We start from the raw sequence: 19,335 nt of genomic DNA on the forward strand, positions 1-19,335 counted from the left end.
AAGAAGGTCTGCGCTTTGCGATTCGCGAAGGTGGTCGTACCGTAGGTGCGGGTGTGGTTTCTTCTGTAATTGCTTAATTGAGGGATATTGATAAATGGCAAACCAAAAAATCCGTATCCGCCTGAAAGCTTATGATTACAGTCTGATTGACCGTTCTGCGCAAGAAATTGTTGAAACTGCCAAACGTACTGGCGCTGTTGTTAAAGGTCCGATTCCTTTGCCAACTAAAATCGAACGTTTCAACATCTTGCGTTCTCCTCACGTGAACAAAACTTCTCGTGAACAATTGGAAATCCGTACCCACTTGCGTCTGATGGACATCGTGGATTGGACTGACAAAACTACTGATGCACTGATGAAACTGGATCTTCCAGCAGGTGTGGATGTAGAAATTAAAGTTCAATAAGAACTAAAAAACCGAACAGCTTGGCTGTTCGGTTTTTTATAGAATTCTTAGGCCGTCTGAAAATTTTCAGATATTTGGCAACACTTCATCCGAAAAAAATGATGGGTTTAAGAAGTAAAATTGAAATTTTTGTTGATATTTCTTTGATTTGTCAATTATAATGGCGGACTTGGTACATCCGTATCAAGTTTAACTTTGTCTGAAAGGCAGGCCAATCGTAGCCCGCCCCTTTACTTAAAAGGAAAATAATCATGACTTTAGGTCTGGTTGGACGCAAAGTTGGTATGACTCGCGTGTTCGATGAACAGGGTGTTTCTGTTCCGGTAACCGTTTTGGATATGTCTGCCAACCGCGTTACACAAGTGAAATCCAAAGATACTGACGGCTACACTGCTGTACAAGTTACCTTTGGTCAGAAAAAAGCTAATCGTGTCAACAAAACTGAAGCCGGTCACTTTGCTAAAGCAGGTGTTGAAGTTGGTCGCGGTTTGGTTGAGTTTGCTTTGACTGAAGAAAAACTGGCTGAATTGAAAGCCGGTGATGAAATTACCGTTTCTATGTTTGAAGTTGGTCAATTGGTAGATGTAACCGGTACCTCTAAAGGTAAAGGTTTCTCTGGTACGATTAAACGTCATAACTTCGGTGCTCAACGTACTTCCCACGGTAACTCCCGTTCTCACCGTGTTCCTGGTTCTATCGGTATGGCACAAGACCCTGGTCGCGTGTTCCCTGGTAAGCGTATGGCAGGTCAATACGGTAACACTAAAGCAACTGTTCAAAAATTGGAAGTTGTACGTGTTGATGCTGAACGCCAACTCTTGTTGGTTAAAGGTGCTGTTCCGGGTTCGGTTAACAGCGACGTCGTGGTTCGTCCTAGCGTGAAAGTAGGTGCGTAATGGAATTGAAAGTAATTGACGCTAAAGGACAAGTATCTGGCAGCTTGGCTGTTTCTGATGCTTTGTTTGCTCGTGAATACAATGAAGCTCTGGTTCACCAACTGGTTACTGCTTACTTGGCAAATGCCCGTTCTGGTAATCGTGCTCAAAAAACTCGTGCCGAAGTAAACCACTCTACTAAAAAACCATGGCGCCAAAAAGGTACCGATCGTGCTCGTTCCGGTATGACTTCTTCTCCGCTGTGGCGTAAAGGTGGTCGTGCATTCCCAAACAAACCTGACGAAAACTTCACTCAAAAAGTGAACCGTAAAATGTACCGTGCCGGTATGGCGACTATTTTGTCCCAATTGGCTCGTGATGAACGTTTGTTTGCAATCGAAGCATTGACTGCTGAAACTCCTAAAACCAAAGTTTTTGCTGAACAAGTGAAAAATTTGGGTTTGGAGCAAGTTCTGTTTGTAACTAAACAGCTCGACGAGAATGTTTACTTGGCTTCACGCAACTTGCCTAACGTATTGGTTTTGGAAGCTCAACAAGTTGATCCTTACAGCTTGCTGCGTTACAAAAAAGTCGTTATCACTAAAGATGCAGTTGCACAATTAGAGGAGCAATGGGTATGAATCAACAACGTTTGACTCAAGTAATCTTGGCACCTATCGTTTCTGAAAAAAGCAACGTATTGGCTGAAAAACGTAACCAAATGACGTTTAAAGTTTTGGCAAATGCAACAAAACCTGAAATTAAAGCGGCTGTTGAGCTGCTGTTCGGCGTTCAAGTTGCAGACGTTACTACTGTTACCATTAAAGGTAAAGTTAAACGTTTTGGTCGCACTTTAGGTCGTCGCAGCGATGTTAAAAAGGCTTATGTAAGCTTGGCTGCCGGTCAAGAGTTGGATTTGGAAGCCGCTGCTGCAGCTGCAGATAAGGAATAAACAAAATGGCAATCGTTAAAATGAAGCCGACCTCTGCAGGCCGTCGCGGCATGGTTCGCGTGGTAACAGAAGGTTTGCACAAAGGTGCACCTTATGCACCTCTGCTAGAAAAGAAAAATTCTACTGCCGGTCGTAACAACAATGGTCATATCACTACCCGTCATAAAGGTGGTGGCCATAAACATCATTACCGCGTTGTAGATTTTAAACGTAACAAAGACGGTATCCCTGCAAAAGTAGAGCGTATCGAATATGACCCTAACCGTACTGCATTTATCGCACTGTTGTGCTATGCAGATGGTGAGCGTCGCTACATCATTGCTCCTCGTGGTATTCAAGCCGGTGCAGTATTGGTTTCCGGTGCTGAGGCTGCTATCAAAGTAGGTAACACTTTGCCGATCCGCAATATTCCTGTTGGTACAACTATTCACTGTATCGAAATGAAACCAGGTAAAGGTGCGCAAATTGCGCGTTCTGCTGGTGCTTCTGCGGTATTGCTTGCAAAAGAAGGTGCTTACGCTCAAGTTCGTTTGCGTTCTGGTGAAGTACGCAAAATTAGCGTAAATTGCCGTGCAACTATCGGTGAAGTTGGTAACGAAGAACAAAGCCTCAAAAAAATCGGTAAAGCTGGTGCTAACCGCTGGCGTGGTATTCGTCCGACCGTTCGTGGTGTTGTAATGAACCCTGTTGATCACCCGCATGGTGGTGGTGAAGGCCGTACTGGTGAAGCTCGCGAACCGGTTAGCCCATGGGGTACTCCTGCTAAGGGCTACCGCACTCGTAATAACAAACGCACGGATAACATGATTGTTCGTCGTCGTTACTCAAATAAAGGTTAATTAGTATGGCTCGTTCATTAAAAAAAGGCCCATATGTAGACCTGCATTTGCTGAAAAAAGTAGATGCTGCTCGTGCAAGCAACGACAAACGCCCAATTAAAACTTGGTCACGTCGTTCTACCATTTTGCCTGATTTCATTGGTCTGACTATCGCTGTACACAACGGTCGCACTCACGTGCCTGTGTTTATCAGTGACAACATGGTTGGTCATAAATTAGGTGAGTTCTCATTGACCCGTACCTTTAAAGGCCACTTGGCCGATAAAAAGGCTAAAAAGAAATAAGGTGAATCATGAGAGTAAGTGCACAACATAAAAACGCCCGTATTTCAGCTCAAAAAGCTCGTTTGGTAGCTGATTTGATTCGTGGTAAAGACGTTGCCCAAGCTTTGAATATCTTGGCATTCAGCCCTAAAAAAGGTGCTGAGCTGATTAAAAAAGTATTGGAATCAGCAATCGCCAATGCCGAACACAACAATGGTGCAGACATTGACGAACTGAAAGTGGTAACTATCTTTGTTGACAAAGGTCCAAGCTTGAAACGTTTTCAAGCTCGTGCCAAAGGTCGCGGTAACCGCATCGAGAAACAAACTTGTCATATTAACGTGACAGTGGGCAACTAAGGAAAAGCTATGGGACAAAAGATTAACCCTACAGGCTTTCGCCTGGCGGTAACTAAAGACTGGTCTTCAAAATGGTTTGCTAAAAGCACCGACTTTTCTACTGTTTTGAAACAAGATATTGATGTTCGTAACTACTTGCGTAAAAAACTGGCTAATGCTTCAGTTGGTCGCGTAGTGATCGAGCGTCCTGCTAAATCTGCACGTATTACTATTCACTCTGCTCGTCCAGGTGTGGTTATTGGTAAAAAAGGTGAGGATATTGAAATCTTGAAGCGTGACTTGCAAACTCTGATGGGTGTGCCTGTTCATGTAAATATTGAAGAGATTCGTCGTCCTGAATTGGATGCACAAATCATTGCTGATGGTATTGCCCAGCAGCTTGAAAAACGTGTTCAATTCCGTCGCGCTATGAAACGTGCAATGCAAAATGCAATGCGTTCTGGTGCTAAAGGCATCAAGATCATGACTTCAGGTCGTCTGAATGGTGCTGATATCGCTCGTAGCGAATGGTACCGTGAAGGTCGTGTGCCTTTGCATACTTTGCGTGCGAACGTAGATTATGCAACTAGCGAAGCGCACACTACTTATGGTGTACTGGGTCTGAAAGTTTGGGTTTATACAGAAGGTAATATTAAATCTTCTAAACCTGAGCATGAGAAGAAACAAAGAAAGGCAGGTGGACGTAATGCTGCAGCCAACTAGACTGAAATATCGCAAGCAACAAAAAGGTCGTAATACCGGTATTGCTACTCGCGGTAACAAAGTAAGTTTCGGTGAGTTCGGTTTGAAAGCCGTAGGTCGTGGTCGTTTGACTGCCCGCCAAATCGAAGCTGCTCGTCGTACTATGACTCGTCATATTAAACGTGGCGGTCGTATTTGGATTCGTGTATTCCCTGATAAACCAATTACTGAAAAACCTATCCAAGTTCGTATGGGTGGCGGTAAAGGTAATGTGGAATATTACATTGCTGAAGTTAAACCAGGCAAAGTATTGTACGAAATGGACGGTGTTCCTGAGTCTTTGGCTCGTGAAGCATTTGAATTGGCCGCTGCCAAATTGCCTATTCCTACAACCTTTGTAGTAAGACAGGTGGGTCAATAATGAAAGCAAATGAATTGAAAGACAAATCTATTGAGCAATTAAACTCTGATTTGTTGGACTTGTTGAAAGCTCAGTTTGGCTTACGCATGCAAAATGCAACCGGTCAGTTGGGTAAATCTAGCGAGTTGAAACGTGTACGTCGCGATATTGCTCGTATTAAAACCATTTTAACTGAAAAAGGTGCTAAGTAATGAGCGAAGCTAAAAATGTTCGTACTTTGCAAGGCAAAGTGGTAAGCGACAAAATGGACAAAACTGTTACAGTATTGGTTGAACGTAAGGTTAAACACCCTCTGTACGGTAAAATTATTCGTTTATCAACTAAAATCCATGCCCATGATGAAAACAATCAATATGGCATTGGTGATGTAGTGGTAATCGAGGAATCTCGTCCTTTGTCAAAAACCAAGTCTTGGGTTGTAAAGGAATTGGTTGAGAAAGCCCGTACTGTTTGATTTAAAACACAGTAATGCAGCTTAATAAGAAACGAAGTCTTGCAGCAAAGTTAATTTGCGTGTAAACTTCGTTTCTTATCTTCCAGCTTCTTATGGAAGTTTCTCTCCCTTCGGGATCCAAGACTGGTTTACTAGAACCGTGATGGTTTCATTTAATAAGCAGCTTAAAGTAAGGTGCGAGTTATATGAAAGTGGTAAATTAAGTTGGTTAATTTAAAGGTACTAATATGATTCAAATGCAGACCATCTTAGATGTGGCTGATAACTCTGGTGCGCGTCGCGTAATGTGCATCAAAGTATTAGGCGGATCTAAGCGTCGCTACGCTTCTGTTGGCGACATTATTAAAGTTGCAGTTAAAGATGCAGCCCCGCGTGGTCGTGTCAAAAAAGGTGATGTATACAATGCGGTAGTTGTTCGTACTGCTAAAGGTGTGCGTCGTCCTGATGGTGCGTTAATTAAATTCGATAACAATGCTGCTGTGTTGTTGAATAATAAACTTGAACCTCTGGGTACCCGTATTTTTGGTCCGGTAACCCGTGAATTGCGTACTGAGCGATTTATGAAAATCGTTTCATTGGCGCCTGAAGTATTATAAGGAATAGCGCGATGAATAAAATCATTAAAGGCGATCAGGTTGTAGTGATTACCGGTAAAGATAAAGGTAAGCAAGGTCAAGTAGTTCGAGTATTGGGTGATAAAGTTGTTGTTGAGGGTGTTAATGTTGTAAAACGCCATCAAAAACCTAATCCAATGCGTGGTATTGAGGGTGGCATTATTGCTAAAGAAATGCCTTTAGATATTTCTAATATTGCAATCCTGAATCCGGAAACTAATAAAGCAGACCGTGTTGGTATTAAGCTGATTGAAAATGAAGGCAAAGTTAAACGCGTTCGTTTCTTCAAATCAAATGGCTCTATCATTGGAGCATAAGGAGATAACATGGCTCGTTTGAGAGAGTTTTATAAAGATACAGTTGTTCCTGAATTGGTTAAACAATTTGGTTACAAATCAGTAATGGAAGTTCCACGTATTGAAAAAATCACCTTAAATATGGGTGTAGGTGAAGCTGTTGCTGATAAAAAAGTAATGGAGCATGCTGTTTCTGATTTAGAGAAAATTGCTGGTCAAAAACCAGTTGTTACTGTTGCTCGTAAATCTATCGCAGGTTTTAAAATCCGTGATAACTATCCAGTTGGTTGCAAAGTAACATTGCGTCGTGATCAAATGTTTGAATTCTTAGATCGTTTGATTACTATTGCATTGCCTCGCGTACGTGACTTCCGCGGTGTAAGCGGTAAATCATTTGATGGTCGTGGCAATTACAATATGGGCGTTCGTGAGCAAATTATTTTCCCGGAAATTGAATACGATAAAATCGATGCTTTGCGTGGTTTGAATATTACTATTACAACTACTGCAAAAACTGATGAAGAAGCGAAAGCTTTGTTGTCACTGTTCAAGTTTCCGTTTAAAGGATAATCATGGCTAAGAAAGCACTTATTAATCGTGAGCTGAAACGTCAAGCATTGGCGAAAAAGTTTGCAGCTAAACGTGAGGCAATTTTCGCTGTTATTAATGATGCTAATGCGACTGAAGAAGAACGTTTTGAGGCACGTTTGAAATTTCAATCCATTCCTCGTAATGCAGCACCTGTACGTCAACGTCGTCGTTGTGCTTTAACAGGTCGTCCTCGTGGCACTTTCCGTAAATTTGGTTTGGGCCGTATTAAAATCCGTGAAATCGCTATGCGTGGCGAGATCCCTGGTGTTGTTAAAGCTAGCTGGTAATAGGAGTATAAATAATGAGTATGCATGATCCTATTTCCGATATGTTGACTCGTATTCGCAATGCGCAACGTGCTAATAAAGCAGCAGTTGCCATGCCTTCTTCTAAACTGAAATGTGCAATTGCAAAAGTTCTGAAAGAAGAAGGTTATATCGAGGATTTTGCGGTTTCTGCTGATGCAAAACCGGTATTGGAAATTCAATTGAAATACTATGCAGGTCGTCCTGTGATTGAGCAAATTAAACGTGTTTCACGTCCAGGTTTGCGTATTTACAAAGCATCAAGTGAGATCCCTAGCGTAATGAATGGCCTGGGTGTCGCTATTGTTAGTACTTCTAAAGGTGTAATGACTGATCGCAAAGCCCGTTCTGAGGGTGTTGGTGGTGAGTTGTTGTGCATCGTAGCCTAGTGGAGAAAAGTAAATGTCACGCGTCGCAAAAAACCCAGTGACTGTTCCTGCTGGTGTAGAAGTAAAATTCGGAACAGATGCATTGGTTATCAAAGGTAAAAACGGCGAATTGTCTTTTCCTTTGCATTCCGATGTTGCTATTGAACTGAACGATGGTAAATTGACTTTTGCTGCAAAAAATGACAGTAAACAGGCTAATGCTATGTCTGGTACTGCTCGTGCATTGGTTAATAACATGGTTAAGGGTGTTTCTGAAGGTTTTGAGAAAAAACTTCAATTGATTGGTGTGGGTTATCGTGCCCAAGCTCAGGGCAAAGTTTTGAACTTGTCTTTGGGTTTCTCTCATCCAATCGTATACGAAATGCCTGAAGGTGTTTCTGTTCAAACTCCTAGCCAAACAGAAATCGTTTTGACTGGTGCAGATAAACAAGTGGTTGGCCAAGTCGCTGCTGAAATTCGTGCATTCCGTTCTCCTGAGCCTTATAAAGGTAAAGGTGTTCGTTATGTGGGTGAAGTAGTAGTGATGAAAGAAGCCAAGAAAAAATAATTGAGGTTCACTAATGGATAAACATACAACCCGACTCCGTCGTGCACGCAAAACCCGTGCGCGTATTGCGGACTTGAAAATGGTAAGATTATGTGTGTTCCGCAGCAATAATCATATTTATGCTCAAGTAATTAGTGCTGAAGGTGATAAAGTATTGGCTCAAGCCTCTACATTGGAAGCTGAAGTACGTAGTAGCCTGAAATCAGGTAGTAACGTTGAAGCAGCAGCTGTAGTTGGTAAGCGTATTGCTGAAAAAGCTAAAGCAGTGGGTGTTGAAAAAGTTGCTTTTGACCGTTCAGGTTTCCAATATCACGGTCGTGTGAAAGCTTTGGCTGAAGCTGCACGTGAAAATGGTTTAAGCTTCTAATATTTGGAGACTTTCAGATGGCAAAACATGAAATTGAAGAACGCGGTGACGGCCTGATTGAAAAGATGGTCGCAGTTAATCGCGTGACTAAAGTAGTTAAAGGTGGCCGTATCATGGCTTTCTCTGCACTGACTGTTGTTGGTGATGGTGATGGTCGCATCGGTATGGGCAAAGGTAAATCAAAAGAAGTACCAGTTGCTGTTCAAAAAGCAATGGATCAAGCTCGACGCTCTATGATTAAAGTACCTTTGAAAAACGGTACTATTCATCATGAAGTTATTGGTCGTCATGGTGCTACTAAGGTATTTATGCAACCTGCTAAAGAAGGTAGCGGTGTGAAAGCTGGTGGTCCAATGCGTTTAGTATTTGATGCTATGGGTATTCATAACATTTCAGCTAAAGTACATGGTTCTACTAATCCTTACAATATTGTACGCGCTACATTAGACGGTTTGTCTAAATTGTATACCCCTGCTGATATTGCTGCTAAACGTGGCTTGACAGTAGAAGATATTTTGGGAGCTAACCATGACTGAGCAAAAAAAGATTAAAGTTACATTGGTTAAGAGCCTGATCGGTACAATTGAATCTCATCGTGCATGTGCTCGCGGTTTAGGTTTGCGCCGTCGTGAACATACTGTAGAGGTTTTGGATACCCCTGAAAACCGTGGCATGATCAATAAAATCAGCTACTTGTTGAAAGTGGAGTCTTAATATGTTTTTGAATACTATTCAACCTGCTGAGGGTGCTACTCACGCTAGTCGTCGTGTAGGCCGTGGTATTGGTAGCGGCTTGGGTAAGACAGGTGGTCGTGGTCATAAAGGTCAAAAAAGCCGTTCTGGTGGCTTCCACAAGGTAGGTTTTGAAGGCGGTCAAATGCCTTTGCAACGTCGTCTGCCGAAACGTGGTTTCAAATCTTTGACTGCGGCCGCTAATGCTGAAGTTCGTTTGAGTGAATTGAATCTGATTGCTGTGAACGAGATTGATGTCTTGGTTCTTAAACAAGCTGGTCTGATTCCTGCAACTGCTTCTAATGTAAAAGTTATTGCTTCTGGTGAAATCTCAAAAGCAGTTACCTTGAAAGGTGTAAAAGCTACTAAAGGTGCTAAAGCTGCTATTGAAGCTGCCGGTGGTAAAGTAGAAGAATAAGGCTTGCACTACAGTGGCTAATCAACAATCTTTATCAGGATTATCCAAATTTGGTGATCTGAAAAAACGTCTGGTGTTCCTTTTAGGTGCTTTAGTCGTTTTCCGTATTGGTGCTCATATACCGGTACCGGGCGTAGATGCTGTTGCATTAGCTAAGTTATACGAAGGCGCTGCAAACGGCATATTCGGAATGTTAAATATGTTCTCGGGTGGTTCGTTGGAGCGCTTTAGTATATTTGCAATTGGTATCATGCCTTATATTTCATCGTCGATTATTGTTCAGCTTGCTTCTGAAATTGTTCCTTCTTTAAAAGCTTTAAAGAAGGAAGGTGAGGCTGGTAGGAAAATAATTACGAAATATACTAGGTATGGGACGGTATTATTGGCTGTATTGCAAAGCTTTGGTGTTGCAACATTTGTTTATCAACAAGGTGTTGTTGTAACGAGTTCGCTTGAGTTTCATATTTCTACAGTGGTCTGTTTGGTTACAGGTACTATGTTTCTGATGTGGTTAGGGGAGCAAATTACCGAGCGTGGTATTGGTAATGGTATTTCTTTAATTATTACAGCAGGCATTGTATCGGGTATCCCATCCGGTATTGTTCGGTTATTAACTTTGACTGAACAAGGCTCTATGAGTATGTTGATGGCGGTATCAATTGTGATTGGTATTTTGCTGTTGATCTATGCTGTAGTTTATTTTGAGAGTGCTCAGCGTAAAGTTCCTGTGCATTATGCTAAAAGACAGTTTGGCTCTGGAATAATGCCGGGACAAAGCATTCATATGCCGTTCAAGCTAAATATGGCAGGTGTTATTCCTCCTATTTTTGCTTCCAGTATTATTTTATTTCCATCTACACTTTTAGGTTGGTTTGGTTCAAATAGTACGAATTCTGTTCTTCATAAGGTTGCTGCAATGCTGCAACACGGACAGCCTTTGTATATTGGATTGTTTGCAACAACTATTATCTTCTTCTGCTATTTCTATACTGCTTTAGTATTTAGCCCTAAAGAAATGGCTGAGAATTTGAAGAAAAGTGGTGCATTTGTACCTGGTATTCGCCCAGGTGAGCAAACTTCTAGATATTTGGAAAAAGTTGTACTGAGACTAACATTATTTGGTGCTTTGTATATCACTACAATCTGTCTGATACCTGAATTTTTAACGACAGCATTGAATGTACCTTTCTATTTAGGCGGAACATCTTTGCTTATCTTGGTTGTCGTTACAATGGATTTTAGGACGCAAATCAATTCCTACGTAATGAGCAGTCAGTATGAAGATTTGATGAGTCGTCCAGATATGAAATCTTTATCACGTAAGTAGGCTTATGGCTAAAGAAGATACCATACAGATGCAGGGTGAAATCCTTGAGACTTTGCCCAATGCAACGTTTAAAGTAAAACTGGAAAATGATCATGTAGTACTTGGTCATATCTCTGGAAAAATGCGAATGCACTATATCCGTATTTCTCCAGGTGATAAGGTAACAGTTGAATTAACTCCTTATGATTTAACCCGTGCTCGGATTGTTTTCCGAGCAAGATAAACGATAAAAGGAAATAAAATGCGTGTACAACCTTCTGTAAAGAAAATTTGTCGCAATTGCAAGATTATTCGTCGTAATCGTGTAGTTCGCGTAATTTGTACTGACCCACGTCACAAACAACGTCAAGGTTAAGAAGCTAGTTTTCTTAACTATTGATTTTGTGGTATAGTGACATACTTTGCCCTAAAAAGGAAAAAATATGGCTCGTATTGCAGGGGTAAATATCCCTAATAATGCCCATATCGTAATTGGCCTTCAGGCTATTTATGGTATTGGTGCGACTCGTGCTAAATTGATTTGTGAGGCAGCAAATATTGCTCCTACTACTAAAGCAAAAGATTTGGACGAGGCTCAATTAGACGCTTTGCGTGAGCAAGTTGCTAAATATGAAGTTGAAGGCGATTTGCGTCGTGAAGTAACGATGAGCATTAAACGACTGATGGATATGGGTTGCTATCGCGGCTTCCGTCATCGTCGTGGCTTGCCTTGTCGTGGTCAACGCACTCGCACAAATGCTCGTACCCGTAAAGGTCCGCGCAAAGCGATTGCCGGTAAGAAATAAATTTTAAGGAATTTGATTAATGGCTAAAGCAAACACAGCTTCGCGTGTACGTAAAAAAGTACGTAAAACCGTAAGCGAAGGTATTGTGCACGTTCATGCATCTTTCAACAATACCATCATTACAATCACTGACCGTCAAGGCAATGCATTGTCTTGGGCTACCTCTGGCGGCGCTGGTTTTAAAGGTTCTCGTAAAAGTACACCATTTGCAGCACAAGTTGCAGCAGAAGCAGCTGGTAAAGTTGCCCAAGAGTATGGCGTTAAAAATTTAGAAGTCCGCATTAAAGGCCCTGGCCCTGGTCGCGAATCTTCTGTACGTGCTTTAAACGCTCTTGGTTTCAAGATTACCAGCATTACTGACGTTACCCCGTTGCCTCATAACGGTTGCCGTCCGCCTAAAAAACGTCGTATTTAATATTGGAGTGATTTAAAACATGGCACGTTATATTGGCCCTAAATGTAAATTAGCACGTCGCGAAGGTACGGATCTGTTTTTGAAGAGTGCACGTCGCTCTTTGGATTCAAAATGTAAAATGGATTCTGCACCTGGTCAGCACGGTGCGAAAAAACCACGTTTGTCAGACTACGGTTTGCAATTGCGTGAAAAACAAAAAATCCGTCGTATTTATGGTGTGTTAGAACGCCAATTCCGTCGTTACTTTGCGGAAGCTGATCGTCGTAAAGGTTCTACCGGTGAATTGCTGTTGCAATTGCTGGAGTCCCGTTTGGATAATGTCGTTTATCGTATGGGTTTTGGCTCTACCCGCGCTGAAGCACGTCAATTGGTTTCTCATAAAGCTATCGTTGTAAACGGTCAGGTTGTTAATATCCCTTCTTTCCAAGTTAAAGCAGGCGATGTTGTAGCTGTTCGTGAAAAAGCTAAGAAACAAGTACGTATCCAAGAGGCATTGAGCTTGGCTACTCAAATTGGCTTGCCAAGCTGGGTATCTGTTGATGCCGACAAATTGGAAGGTGTATTCAAAAATATGCCGGATCGCTCAGAATTGTCTGGCGATATTAATGAACAGCTGGTGGTAGAGTTCTACTCTAAATAATGCTAGCTCAATGAGGGACAGTTAAATGCAAAATAGCACAACCGAATTTTTGAAACCTCGTCAAATCGATGTAGATACCTTGTCTTCTACTCGAGCTAAGGTGTCTATGCAGCCATTTGAGCGTGGTTTTGGTCATACTTTAGGTAATGCTTTGCGTCGTATCTTACTGTCATCCATGAATGGCTTTGCCCCAACTGAAGTAGTTATTTCTGGCGTATTGCACGAATACTCTACTATTGATGGTGTTCAGGAGGATGTTGTTGACGTTCTCTTGAACATTAAAGGTATCGTATTCAAGCTTCACGGTCGTAACCAAGTTCAGTTGACTTTGAAGAAAACAGGTGCCGGTGCAGTTGTAGCCGGTGATATTGATTTGCCACACGATGTGGAAATCATCAATCCTGAACATGTTATTTGCCACTTGGCTGACAATGGCCAAATCGACATGGAAATTAAAGTAGAGCAAGGTCGTGGTTATCAGTCTGTTTCAGGCCGTCGCGTATTGCGTGATGAGAACAAACAGATTGGTGCGATTCAGTTGGATGCGAGCTTTTCGCCCATCAGTCGTGTTAGCTTTGAAGTTGAACCTGCACGCGTAGAGCAACGCACGGATTTGGATAAATTGGTTTTGGATATTGAAACCAATGGTTCTATTGATCCAGAAGAAGCTGTACGTAGTGCCGCACGTATCTTAATTGACCAAATGTCTATTTTTGCAGATCTGCAAGGTACTCCGGTTGAAGAGGTTGAAGAAAAAGCACCTCCTATCGATCCTATCTTGCTGCGTCCTGTAGATGATTTGGAATTAACCGTACGTTCAGCTAATTGTCTGAAAGCTGAAGATATTTACTATATTGGCGATTTGATTCAACGTACTGAAACCGAGCTTCTCAAGACCCCTAATTTGGGTCGTAAATCTTTGAATGAGATCAAAGAAGTGTTGGCCTCTAAAGGTCTGACATTAGGTTCCAAATTAGAAGCTTGGCCGCCTGTAGGCTTAGAAAAGCCGTAAGTTTGAAGATTAAAGGATAATGACATGCGTCATCGTAATGGCAACCGCAAATTAAACCGTACTAGCAGCCACCGTGCTGCGATGCTGCGCAATATGGCGAATTCCTTGTTGACTCACGAAACCATCGTGACAACTTTGCCTAAAGCAAAAGAATTGCGCCGCGTAGTTGAGCCCTTGATTACCTTGGGTAAAAAACCTTCTTTGGCAAACCGTCGTTTGGCTTTTGACCGCACTCGCGATCGTGATGTTGTAGTTAAATTGTTTGACGAATTGGGTCCACGCTTTGCTGCTCGTAACGGCGGCTATATTCGTGTACTGAAATACGGTTTCCGTAAAGGCGACAATGCTCCTTTGGCATTGGTTGAATTGGTTGATAAAGCAGCTGATTCTGCTGAATAAGCAAATTAATATGAAAGCACTACCTGTTTAGGTGGTGCTTTTTTATTTGGATAGACCCTTTCTCATTTCGCAGTGCTACAATACTTCAACGGGAAACCCTTATTCTATAAGGGTTTCCCGTTTTATTTTGTCTAAAAAAGCAGCCTTAAAATAATAATAGTTGGTCGGAATTTACCCTTTTTTCTTGGATTTTCAGCTCTCCCAACAGCAGTTTCATGGTGGTATATTGCTTTTCTGTTACTTCCAAACAGCGGATTGAGCCTTCTTGCGGTAGGTTTGCACATAGCCTATTGTGGTGTTTTTGCAACGAATCTCGACCTTTGACAATACGGCTGTATACGGAAAGTTGGAGCATTTGGTATCCATCTTTTAAAGGAACTGGCGGAATTGATTGGCGGCTTTGCGCTTGGCCGCCGTGGTAACAGGTAGGTCGAAGAAGACGATAATCCTCATAAATTTAGCCTCACTCATATTGGTATTCTTTCAATGGCAAGATTTCGGGCAGTTTCAGCTGTTTAGCGTTTTTGTTAGTTACGCTGGCTTGAAATGAAGAAATCATTTTGTCGATGGCAGCCAAGGTGCTGAAATGTTGCCGTTCGATGCAGATTTGATAGTGAAGGATCTTGATAAGGTTTTGTTTGAGGTTGGGTGTCAGTTCAGTTTTCAGACGGCCTTGTTTATGCAAATGTATAACGACCAGGTCGGCCAATGGGCGTAAGGGTTCGAGAAAGTCATCGGCGAGGTTGAATGGATTTAGTTCGCTCCTATGAAACAAGCCTAATGCAGGCAACCAACCATATAAGGTCAGGGCGCGTGCTACTGCTGCACGGAGTACGGCGTAGGTGTAGTTCAATGCGGCATTGACGTACGGGTAAACTTTTCCCCAAAGAGGGCTTGGAAGTAGAGGGCGGCAGCTTGGGCTTCACGGTTTCCTGTATCGCCTGAACGGACTTCGACTGCCAAAGTGCGCAGCCGTTTGGTTGCAAGATCATTGCCTGTTTCGTCTGCGACAAATGCTTGATTTAGGATTTTTTGGCGGACGATATGTTGCCAGAGTTGCTTTTTTAAGGGTTCGCTTATATTCAGTTGCAGCTTGAGGATTTTAAGTTGGCGGTGATATTGGGCATAAGGCAGCCATTGTCCGTAGGGTAGGAATTGCTCATCACATGTCAGCAGGGTTGCACTATGATCGGCTAAGGCTGATAAGAGCGGGGCGGTAATTAGGGTTTCGCGGTTTTCGATGATGATAACGGCGATGTCTTCTAATGGTACGGTATGGGACTCGCCGTTTTGTTGAATCAGCAGTTGCCGGCGTTGTAAGGATAATTTACCGCCGTTTTGAATGAGCAGGCTGCGCCAAGTCATGTTTTTCCCCTTATTTTTTATAAAAAATCCCTGCTTCAGGCCGTCTGAAACAGGGATAGATTAATTTAACGGACAGGTGGGCGTTTTTTCAGACGGCATGGTCTGATTTCTTTGCCGAGTTCGTCGATTTGGTATTTTGGGAATGAAAGGGCGGTTTTGACACCGATTCGATATATGCCGTCTTCGTCGAATTTTTGCAGCAGAATCCGTTGTTTTTTACTGCGAGGAAAACGGCTGGTTTCAACACGCGCTTTAAATTCCTGCCATTCGCGGCTGTTGTCTTTGCCGTTGAAGTATTCGTAAGGGGTTTGATTACCTTTGTTTTGGTTTTCGCTGCCCAATACCAGCACTTTATTGTTGAAACTGTCGTCCCATGTGCGCGAGAACGGCAGGGCATGGTCGATTTCGATATAGCCTTTTTCGTTCAGACGGCCTAGGTTGATTTCTTTGCCCGAATACAGGCATTTGCCGTGTTGTTGCTCGTACAGGCGCAGTTTCAGAATATCTTTGGATTTGGGTTCGCCGACAAAATTGGGGAAATACTCTCGGAACTTAGCGGCGGCTTTTTCCCGGTCTTTACGGTTTTCTTCTTGGCGTTTTTCGATTTCTTTGCGGTCTTTAAACGATTTGCCTACTTCCCTTGCCGTTTCAATATGGATACGTGCAGGGGAGCCGTACCGGCGTACAACGGCATTTATGACTTTTCTGGCTTGAGATAAGGCGCGCAAGACGACGGGGTTGCGGATTTCGTCGGCGGGAATCGGCGGCAGATAAATCTTTTCTTCCGCATTTTTCTTGCCGTAATGGTCTCCGTAGATTTCGGCGCAGGCTTCATCGTAACGTTTGCCTTGCTCCATTAGAGGCACAATTCGGCGCAATGCTTTCAAGGAAATTTGGACGAACTTGTCGAAGCTGATGTGTTTTAACAGCGCTTCTAAAATTTCGGGCTGAACACGGTCTTTCAGACGGCCTGTAATGTCTTCATCGGTTTTGAACAGGGAGAATGCCGTGCCGATTTCGTCTTGTAATTCGGGAGAAAGGTTTAATGGGGATTTTTTGTCTTTCAATCCTTCTTTTTCCAGCGCACGGCTGATGGCATGGTAGGCCTTCATTTCCATCAATGTTGAGGCTTCGGCATTGTCTTTACCATAGCGCAAGCCTTTGAAAAAGGCGGTATCTTCTAAACCCAGCAGCTTACGGGCTTGTGCGTAAGTCAGTTTGGATTTTCTGTATGGCTCGTCCATAAGCGTGGCGCGTTCGGTAGTGGTCAATGGCCGCTCGCTGCCTTGCTCTAAAATACGCAGGTTGTTCAGCTTGGTCAGCCAGATGAAACGTCCGGCGGTGTAGGTGTTTTTAGCGGCTTTCGGCTCTGTCGGCTCAAAGGTGCAATACCCCAACATTTTTTGAACAGCATCGCCAGACAGGGCAGGGCGTTGCGCCATCAGCAGGGTTTCAATACCTTCTTTAAGGCCGTCTGAAACATGCGGATTGCCGAATTCTTTTTGTTTTTCAAACAGTAAATTCAGCTCTGCTTGTAAATCTTTGCGGTTGAACGTATGCGAATAATCGCCGCGTTGGTTGCGGATATGGCCGCTTTCTTTCTCAAATTTATTTAAAGCTAATTCGGCTGGTGTGCGGAAATTGCCTGTTTGTAAGGCATGGGCATTGTCGGCTACGCCTTTAAGCAAAGCGCCAAGCTCCTTATCGGCAGTTTCGCCCTCGTTTTTTCTTTGCGACAAATAGCCGCGATGTTTGATTAAATGCAACAAGACTGCCGACCACTCCAAAGGCGTCAGTTTGCGATCTAATGCGGCTGCGCGAAGTTGCCATGGTGTATTCGGTAAGGATTTAATCAAGCCGTTTTCATCAAAATCGGCGGCTTGTAATACGCCTTCGCGTTTCAATAGACGGCGGGCCCGAAGCAGACGGTGGGCGCGACGGCGGGTCAGGCGGCGAACACTGCGTGCCAAGCGTCTTGCCGCTGCGAGAGAGTCGCCTGTTTTCGGTACTTCTGCACGCTCAAATACGCGCACGCCCAAATCAATCAGGCGGATGGGGTTTTCTTCTTCGTTAATTTCTACCATCGCCCAGCCGACGGATGCAATGCCGATATCGAGACCGAGGATGTAGTTGATTGGATTGGGTTTGAATGCAGCCATCAGTTTCTCCGTAATGTGATGTTTGGTAAGTATAAATATATCCTAGGTAAGTATTACTATGCAAATGAAATGCTTGACTGGGTGCCGATTTGGAATTAGAATCCGTCCATATTGTTGCACTGCGAAATGAGAAACGTTGCTACAATAAGGCCGTCTGAAAAGATGTGCCGCAACGCTCTGCCCCTTAAGGCTTCTGCTTTAAGGGGCATCGTTTTATCTAGATGGCAGGGATTAAAAAGGCCGTCTGAAATTTCAGACGGCCTTTGGTATTACCAGATATCGGATTTGATTTTGCGTTTCAAGCCTGGGTGTTCAGAGAGTTTGAACTCTGGGTCTTTACCCATTTTCAGCTTGGCTGTGTAGTCTTTCAACAGCAGGAAGGCAAGTGGTGACAGGAGCAGGATGGCAACGAGGTTAATCCATGCCATGATGCCCATGGCCATGTCTGCCATATCCCATACCAAGGGTACGTTGGCAACTGCGCCGAAGTAGACCCATGCCAAAACCAGCATACGGAAAACGGCGGTAACCAGCCAATGGCTCTTGATGAATTGGACGTTGGACTCAGCATAGGCATAGTTGCCGATAACGGTTGAAAAGGCAAACATAAACAGGATGGCGGCAAGGAAGCCCGCGCCCCATTCGCCTACCTGGCTGACGATTGCCGCTTGGGTCAGCGCCGCACCACTCAGGTCGCCGTAAGGCTGTTGATAGGTCAAGACGATAAAGGCAGTGCATGAGCAGACGATGATGGTATCGACGAAAACGCCCAGCATTTGAATCATGCCTTGGGAGACGGGGTGTTTCACTTCGGCTGCGGCTGCGGCGTTCGGCGCAGAACCCATACCCGCCTCATTGGAATACAGGCCGCGTTTGATACCCTGCATCATGGTGGTCGAAATCAGACCGCCGAGGAAACCGCCTGCAGCCGAATCGAAGTTGAACGCGTTGGAGAAAATCTGATCGAACACATCAGGAATCAGGGAAATATTGGTAGCAATGATGAAGAGTGCTATGACGAGATATAAAACCGCCATCAGCGGAACGATAATTTCCGCGGCTTTAGATACGCGACGGATACCGCCGAAGATAATAGGGGCAGTCAGAATGACCAGGGCGACACCGACATAGTGTTGATCCCAGCCCCATGCCGCTTTGGTGGTATCGGCGATGGTATTGGTCTGTACGGCTTCAAATACAAAGCCGAAACAGAAAATCAGGCTCAGGGCGAACAAAACGCCCAGCCATTTTTGTCCCAGGCCTTGAGTTATGTAGTAGGCAGGACCGCCGCGGAAGTGGTGGTTGTCGTAGTCCCGGACTTTAAAGAGTTGGGCCAGTGAAGATTCGACAAACGCCGAACTCATGCCGATTAAGGCGGTTACCCACATCCAGAATACCGCGCCCGGCCCGCCGAGTTTGATGGCAATCGCCACGCCGGCGATGTTGCCCACGCCTACGCGGCTGGCCAAGCCGGTAACGAATGCTTGGAACGGTGTGATTCCGTGCGGATCATCACCTTGTTTGCGGCCGCCCAGCATTTCTTTGATACTGCGGCCGAAGAGGCGGAATTGTACAAAACCGGTGGTAACGGTGAAAAAGAGGCCTGCGCCTAAAAGCATATATACCAACCCCGACCACATTGGGTCGTTGATGGCGTTTACCCAGCCGTGAAGCTGTTCGAAAAATTGATCCATACAAACCTTTCAGAGTTTTTGCATTTTCAG

At 43.8% G+C, this 19,335-nt stretch carries 30 protein-coding genes and 4 pseudogenes; 30 read left to right on the top strand and 4 right to left on the bottom strand.

The genetic code is table 11. The features are described 5' to 3' along the window. The 30 genes and pseudogenes from HMPREF2952_RS10800 to rplQ all read left to right on the top strand — a co-directional run. A pseudogene (locus HMPREF2952_RS10800) lies at nt 1–77 on the top strand (elongation factor Tu); the annotation flags it as partial. A 17-nt stretch (nt 78–94) separates the two neighbouring features. Continuing rightward, nucleotides 95–406, top strand: coding sequence for a 30S ribosomal protein S10 (gene rpsJ, locus HMPREF2952_RS00935; protein WP_002642322.1), 312 nt, complete (start codon nt 95–97; stop codon nt 404–406). Between the two features lie 251 nt (nt 407–657). Beyond that, nucleotides 658–1,302: a 50S ribosomal protein L3 gene (gene rplC / locus HMPREF2952_RS00940; protein ID WP_070695179.1), complete on the top strand. Its 645-nt coding sequence runs from the start codon at nt 658–660 to the stop codon at nt 1,300–1,302. Then, nucleotides 1,302–1,922 carry a 50S ribosomal protein L4 gene (gene rplD / locus HMPREF2952_RS00945; protein ID WP_070590582.1) on the top strand — a complete coding sequence of 207 codons (621 nt, stop codon included), beginning with the start codon at nt 1,302–1,304 and terminating at the stop codon, nt 1,920–1,922. Before rplC ends, rplD begins: the two co-directional genes overlap by 1 nt. Further along, nucleotides 1,919–2,233 (top strand): 50S ribosomal protein L23, encoded by a 315-nt coding sequence (rplW, locus tag HMPREF2952_RS00950; protein ID WP_002243944.1) that lies wholly within the window; start codon nt 1,919–1,921, stop codon nt 2,231–2,233. The genes rplD and rplW overlap by 4 nt, the downstream gene beginning before the upstream one ends. A 5-nt stretch (nt 2,234–2,238) precedes the next feature. Beyond that, nucleotides 2,239–3,072, top strand: a complete 834-nt coding sequence (rplB, locus tag HMPREF2952_RS00955) for a 50S ribosomal protein L2 (RefSeq protein WP_003684813.1) — start codon at nt 2,239–2,241, stop codon at nt 3,070–3,072. Between the two features lie 5 nt (nt 3,073–3,077). Continuing rightward, nucleotides 3,078–3,356 (top strand): 30S ribosomal protein S19, encoded by a 279-nt coding sequence (rpsS, locus tag HMPREF2952_RS00960; RefSeq protein WP_002215422.1) that lies wholly within the window; start codon nt 3,078–3,080, stop codon nt 3,354–3,356. 8 nt (nt 3,357–3,364) lie between these two features. Next, nucleotides 3,365–3,694: a 50S ribosomal protein L22 gene (gene rplV, locus HMPREF2952_RS00965; RefSeq protein WP_003749277.1), complete on the top strand. Its 330-nt coding sequence runs from the start codon at nt 3,365–3,367 to the stop codon at nt 3,692–3,694. A 9-nt stretch (nt 3,695–3,703) separates the two neighbouring features. Next, a complete protein-coding gene (gene rpsC, locus HMPREF2952_RS00970; RefSeq protein ID WP_004520189.1) occupies nt 3,704–4,396 on the top strand; it encodes a 30S ribosomal protein S3 in 693 nt (230 codons plus the stop codon). Continuing rightward, a complete protein-coding gene (gene rplP / locus HMPREF2952_RS00975) occupies nt 4,380–4,796 on the top strand; it encodes a 50S ribosomal protein L16 (RefSeq protein WP_003684741.1) in 417 nt (138 codons plus the stop codon). Before rpsC ends, rplP begins: the two co-directional genes overlap by 17 nt. Beyond that, nucleotides 4,796–4,987: a 50S ribosomal protein L29 gene (gene rpmC / locus HMPREF2952_RS00980; RefSeq protein WP_003684705.1), complete on the top strand. Its 192-nt coding sequence runs from the start codon at nt 4,796–4,798 to the stop codon at nt 4,985–4,987. The genes rplP and rpmC overlap by 1 nt, the downstream gene beginning before the upstream one ends. Next, nucleotides 4,987–5,250 (top strand): 30S ribosomal protein S17, encoded by a 264-nt coding sequence (gene rpsQ / locus HMPREF2952_RS00985; protein WP_003684766.1) that lies wholly within the window; start codon nt 4,987–4,989, stop codon nt 5,248–5,250. The genes rpmC and rpsQ overlap by 1 nt, the downstream gene beginning before the upstream one ends. Nucleotides 5,251–5,477: 227 nt before the next feature. Continuing rightward, nucleotides 5,478–5,846, top strand: a complete 369-nt coding sequence (rplN, locus tag HMPREF2952_RS00990) for a 50S ribosomal protein L14 (RefSeq protein WP_002215434.1) — start codon at nt 5,478–5,480, stop codon at nt 5,844–5,846. An 11-nt stretch (nt 5,847–5,857) separates the two neighbouring features. Then, nucleotides 5,858–6,181 carry a 50S ribosomal protein L24 gene (gene rplX / locus HMPREF2952_RS00995; protein WP_004520190.1) on the top strand — a complete coding sequence of 108 codons (324 nt, stop codon included), beginning with the start codon at nt 5,858–5,860 and terminating at the stop codon, nt 6,179–6,181. Nucleotides 6,182–6,190: 9 nt separating this feature from the next. Further along, nucleotides 6,191–6,730 (top strand): 50S ribosomal protein L5, encoded by a 540-nt coding sequence (gene rplE / locus HMPREF2952_RS01000; protein ID WP_003684750.1) that lies wholly within the window; start codon nt 6,191–6,193, stop codon nt 6,728–6,730. A 2-nt stretch (nt 6,731–6,732) separates the two neighbouring features. Continuing rightward, nucleotides 6,733–7,038, top strand: a complete 306-nt coding sequence (gene rpsN / locus HMPREF2952_RS01005) for a 30S ribosomal protein S14 (protein WP_003684736.1) — start codon at nt 6,733–6,735, stop codon at nt 7,036–7,038. A gap of 14 nt (nt 7,039–7,052) precedes the next feature. After that, complete coding sequence (gene rpsH / locus HMPREF2952_RS01010; RefSeq protein ID WP_003684738.1) at nt 7,053–7,445, top strand: 30S ribosomal protein S8; 393 nt, start codon at nt 7,053–7,055, stop codon at nt 7,443–7,445. Between the two features lie 13 nt (nt 7,446–7,458). Then, nucleotides 7,459–7,992 carry a 50S ribosomal protein L6 gene (rplF, locus tag HMPREF2952_RS01015; RefSeq protein WP_004464590.1) on the top strand — a complete coding sequence of 178 codons (534 nt, stop codon included), beginning with the start codon at nt 7,459–7,461 and terminating at the stop codon, nt 7,990–7,992. Between the two features lie 13 nt (nt 7,993–8,005). Further along, nucleotides 8,006–8,359 carry a 50S ribosomal protein L18 gene (gene rplR / locus HMPREF2952_RS01020; protein ID WP_003749287.1) on the top strand — a complete coding sequence of 118 codons (354 nt, stop codon included), beginning with the start codon at nt 8,006–8,008 and terminating at the stop codon, nt 8,357–8,359. Nucleotides 8,360–8,376: 17 nt separating this feature from the next. Then, on the top strand, nt 8,377–8,895 hold the full coding sequence (rpsE, locus tag HMPREF2952_RS01025) for a 30S ribosomal protein S5 (RefSeq protein WP_003684704.1): 519 nt from the start codon (nt 8,377–8,379) through the stop codon (nt 8,893–8,895). Next, a complete protein-coding gene (gene rpmD, locus HMPREF2952_RS01030) occupies nt 8,888–9,073 on the top strand; it encodes a 50S ribosomal protein L30 (RefSeq protein ID WP_003684808.1) in 186 nt (61 codons plus the stop codon). The genes rpsE and rpmD overlap by 8 nt, the downstream gene beginning before the upstream one ends. 1 nt (nt 9,074) lies before the next feature. Continuing rightward, complete coding sequence (gene rplO, locus HMPREF2952_RS01035) at nt 9,075–9,509, top strand: 50S ribosomal protein L15 (protein WP_004520192.1); 435 nt, start codon at nt 9,075–9,077, stop codon at nt 9,507–9,509. Between the two features lie 13 nt (nt 9,510–9,522). Further along, a complete protein-coding gene (secY, locus tag HMPREF2952_RS01040; protein WP_004520193.1) occupies nt 9,523–10,836 on the top strand; it encodes a preprotein translocase subunit SecY in 1,314 nt (437 codons plus the stop codon). Between the two features lie 4 nt (nt 10,837–10,840). Then, nucleotides 10,841–11,059 (top strand): translation initiation factor IF-1, encoded by a 219-nt coding sequence (gene infA / locus HMPREF2952_RS01045; protein ID WP_003684714.1) that lies wholly within the window; start codon nt 10,841–10,843, stop codon nt 11,057–11,059. Between the two features lie 18 nt (nt 11,060–11,077). After that, nucleotides 11,078–11,191, top strand: coding sequence for a 50S ribosomal protein L36 (gene rpmJ, locus HMPREF2952_RS10805; RefSeq protein ID WP_003697674.1), 114 nt, complete (start codon nt 11,078–11,080; stop codon nt 11,189–11,191). A 67-nt stretch (nt 11,192–11,258) separates the two neighbouring features. Then, entirely contained in the window at nt 11,259–11,621 is a 363-nt protein-coding gene (gene rpsM / locus HMPREF2952_RS01050; RefSeq protein WP_003749295.1) for a 30S ribosomal protein S13, read from the top strand. A gap of 19 nt (nt 11,622–11,640) precedes the next feature. Next, nucleotides 11,641–12,036, top strand: coding sequence for a 30S ribosomal protein S11 (gene rpsK, locus HMPREF2952_RS01055; RefSeq protein ID WP_002216249.1), 396 nt, complete (start codon nt 11,641–11,643; stop codon nt 12,034–12,036). 19 nt (nt 12,037–12,055) lie between these two features. After that, nucleotides 12,056–12,676, top strand: a complete 621-nt coding sequence (gene rpsD, locus HMPREF2952_RS01060; RefSeq protein ID WP_003749296.1) for a 30S ribosomal protein S4 — start codon at nt 12,056–12,058, stop codon at nt 12,674–12,676. Nucleotides 12,677–12,701: 25 nt separating this feature from the next. Beyond that, nucleotides 12,702–13,688, top strand: a complete 987-nt coding sequence (rpoA, locus tag HMPREF2952_RS01065; RefSeq protein WP_003684706.1) for a DNA-directed RNA polymerase subunit alpha — start codon at nt 12,702–12,704, stop codon at nt 13,686–13,688. Between the two features lie 24 nt (nt 13,689–13,712). Beyond that, nucleotides 13,713–14,087: a 50S ribosomal protein L17 gene (gene rplQ, locus HMPREF2952_RS01070; RefSeq protein ID WP_039862272.1), complete on the top strand. Its 375-nt coding sequence runs from the start codon at nt 13,713–13,715 to the stop codon at nt 14,085–14,087. Nucleotides 14,088–14,232: 145 nt separating this feature from the next. On the opposite strand, the pseudogene cas2 reads toward rplQ, so the two are convergent. The 4 genes and pseudogenes from cas2 to HMPREF2952_RS01090 all read right to left on the bottom strand — a co-directional run bounded on the left by cas2 (nt 14,233) and on the right by HMPREF2952_RS01090 (nt 19,305). Next, nucleotides 14,233–14,558 (bottom strand): annotated as a pseudogene (gene cas2, locus HMPREF2952_RS01075) (CRISPR-associated endonuclease Cas2). Continuing rightward, a pseudogene (gene cas1 / locus HMPREF2952_RS01080) lies at nt 14,551–15,452 on the bottom strand (type II CRISPR-associated endonuclease Cas1). The pseudogenes cas2 and cas1 overlap by 8 nt, the downstream one beginning before the upstream one ends. Before the next feature lie 176 nt (nt 15,453–15,628). Then, nucleotides 15,629–17,611, bottom strand: a pseudogene (gene cas9 / locus HMPREF2952_RS01085) (type II CRISPR RNA-guided endonuclease Cas9); the annotation flags it as partial. A gap of 269 nt (nt 17,612–17,880) precedes the next feature. Continuing rightward, nucleotides 17,881–19,305, bottom strand: a complete 1,425-nt coding sequence (locus HMPREF2952_RS01090; RefSeq protein ID WP_004520201.1) for an alanine/glycine:cation symporter family protein — start codon at nt 19,303–19,305, stop codon at nt 17,881–17,883. Between the last annotated feature and the right edge of the window lie 30 nt (nt 19,306–19,335).

The organism is Neisseria sp. HMSC068C12, assembly GCF_001814095.1.
GTDB classification, from domain to species: Bacteria; Pseudomonadota; Gammaproteobacteria; order Burkholderiales; family Neisseriaceae; genus Neisseria; species Neisseria perflava.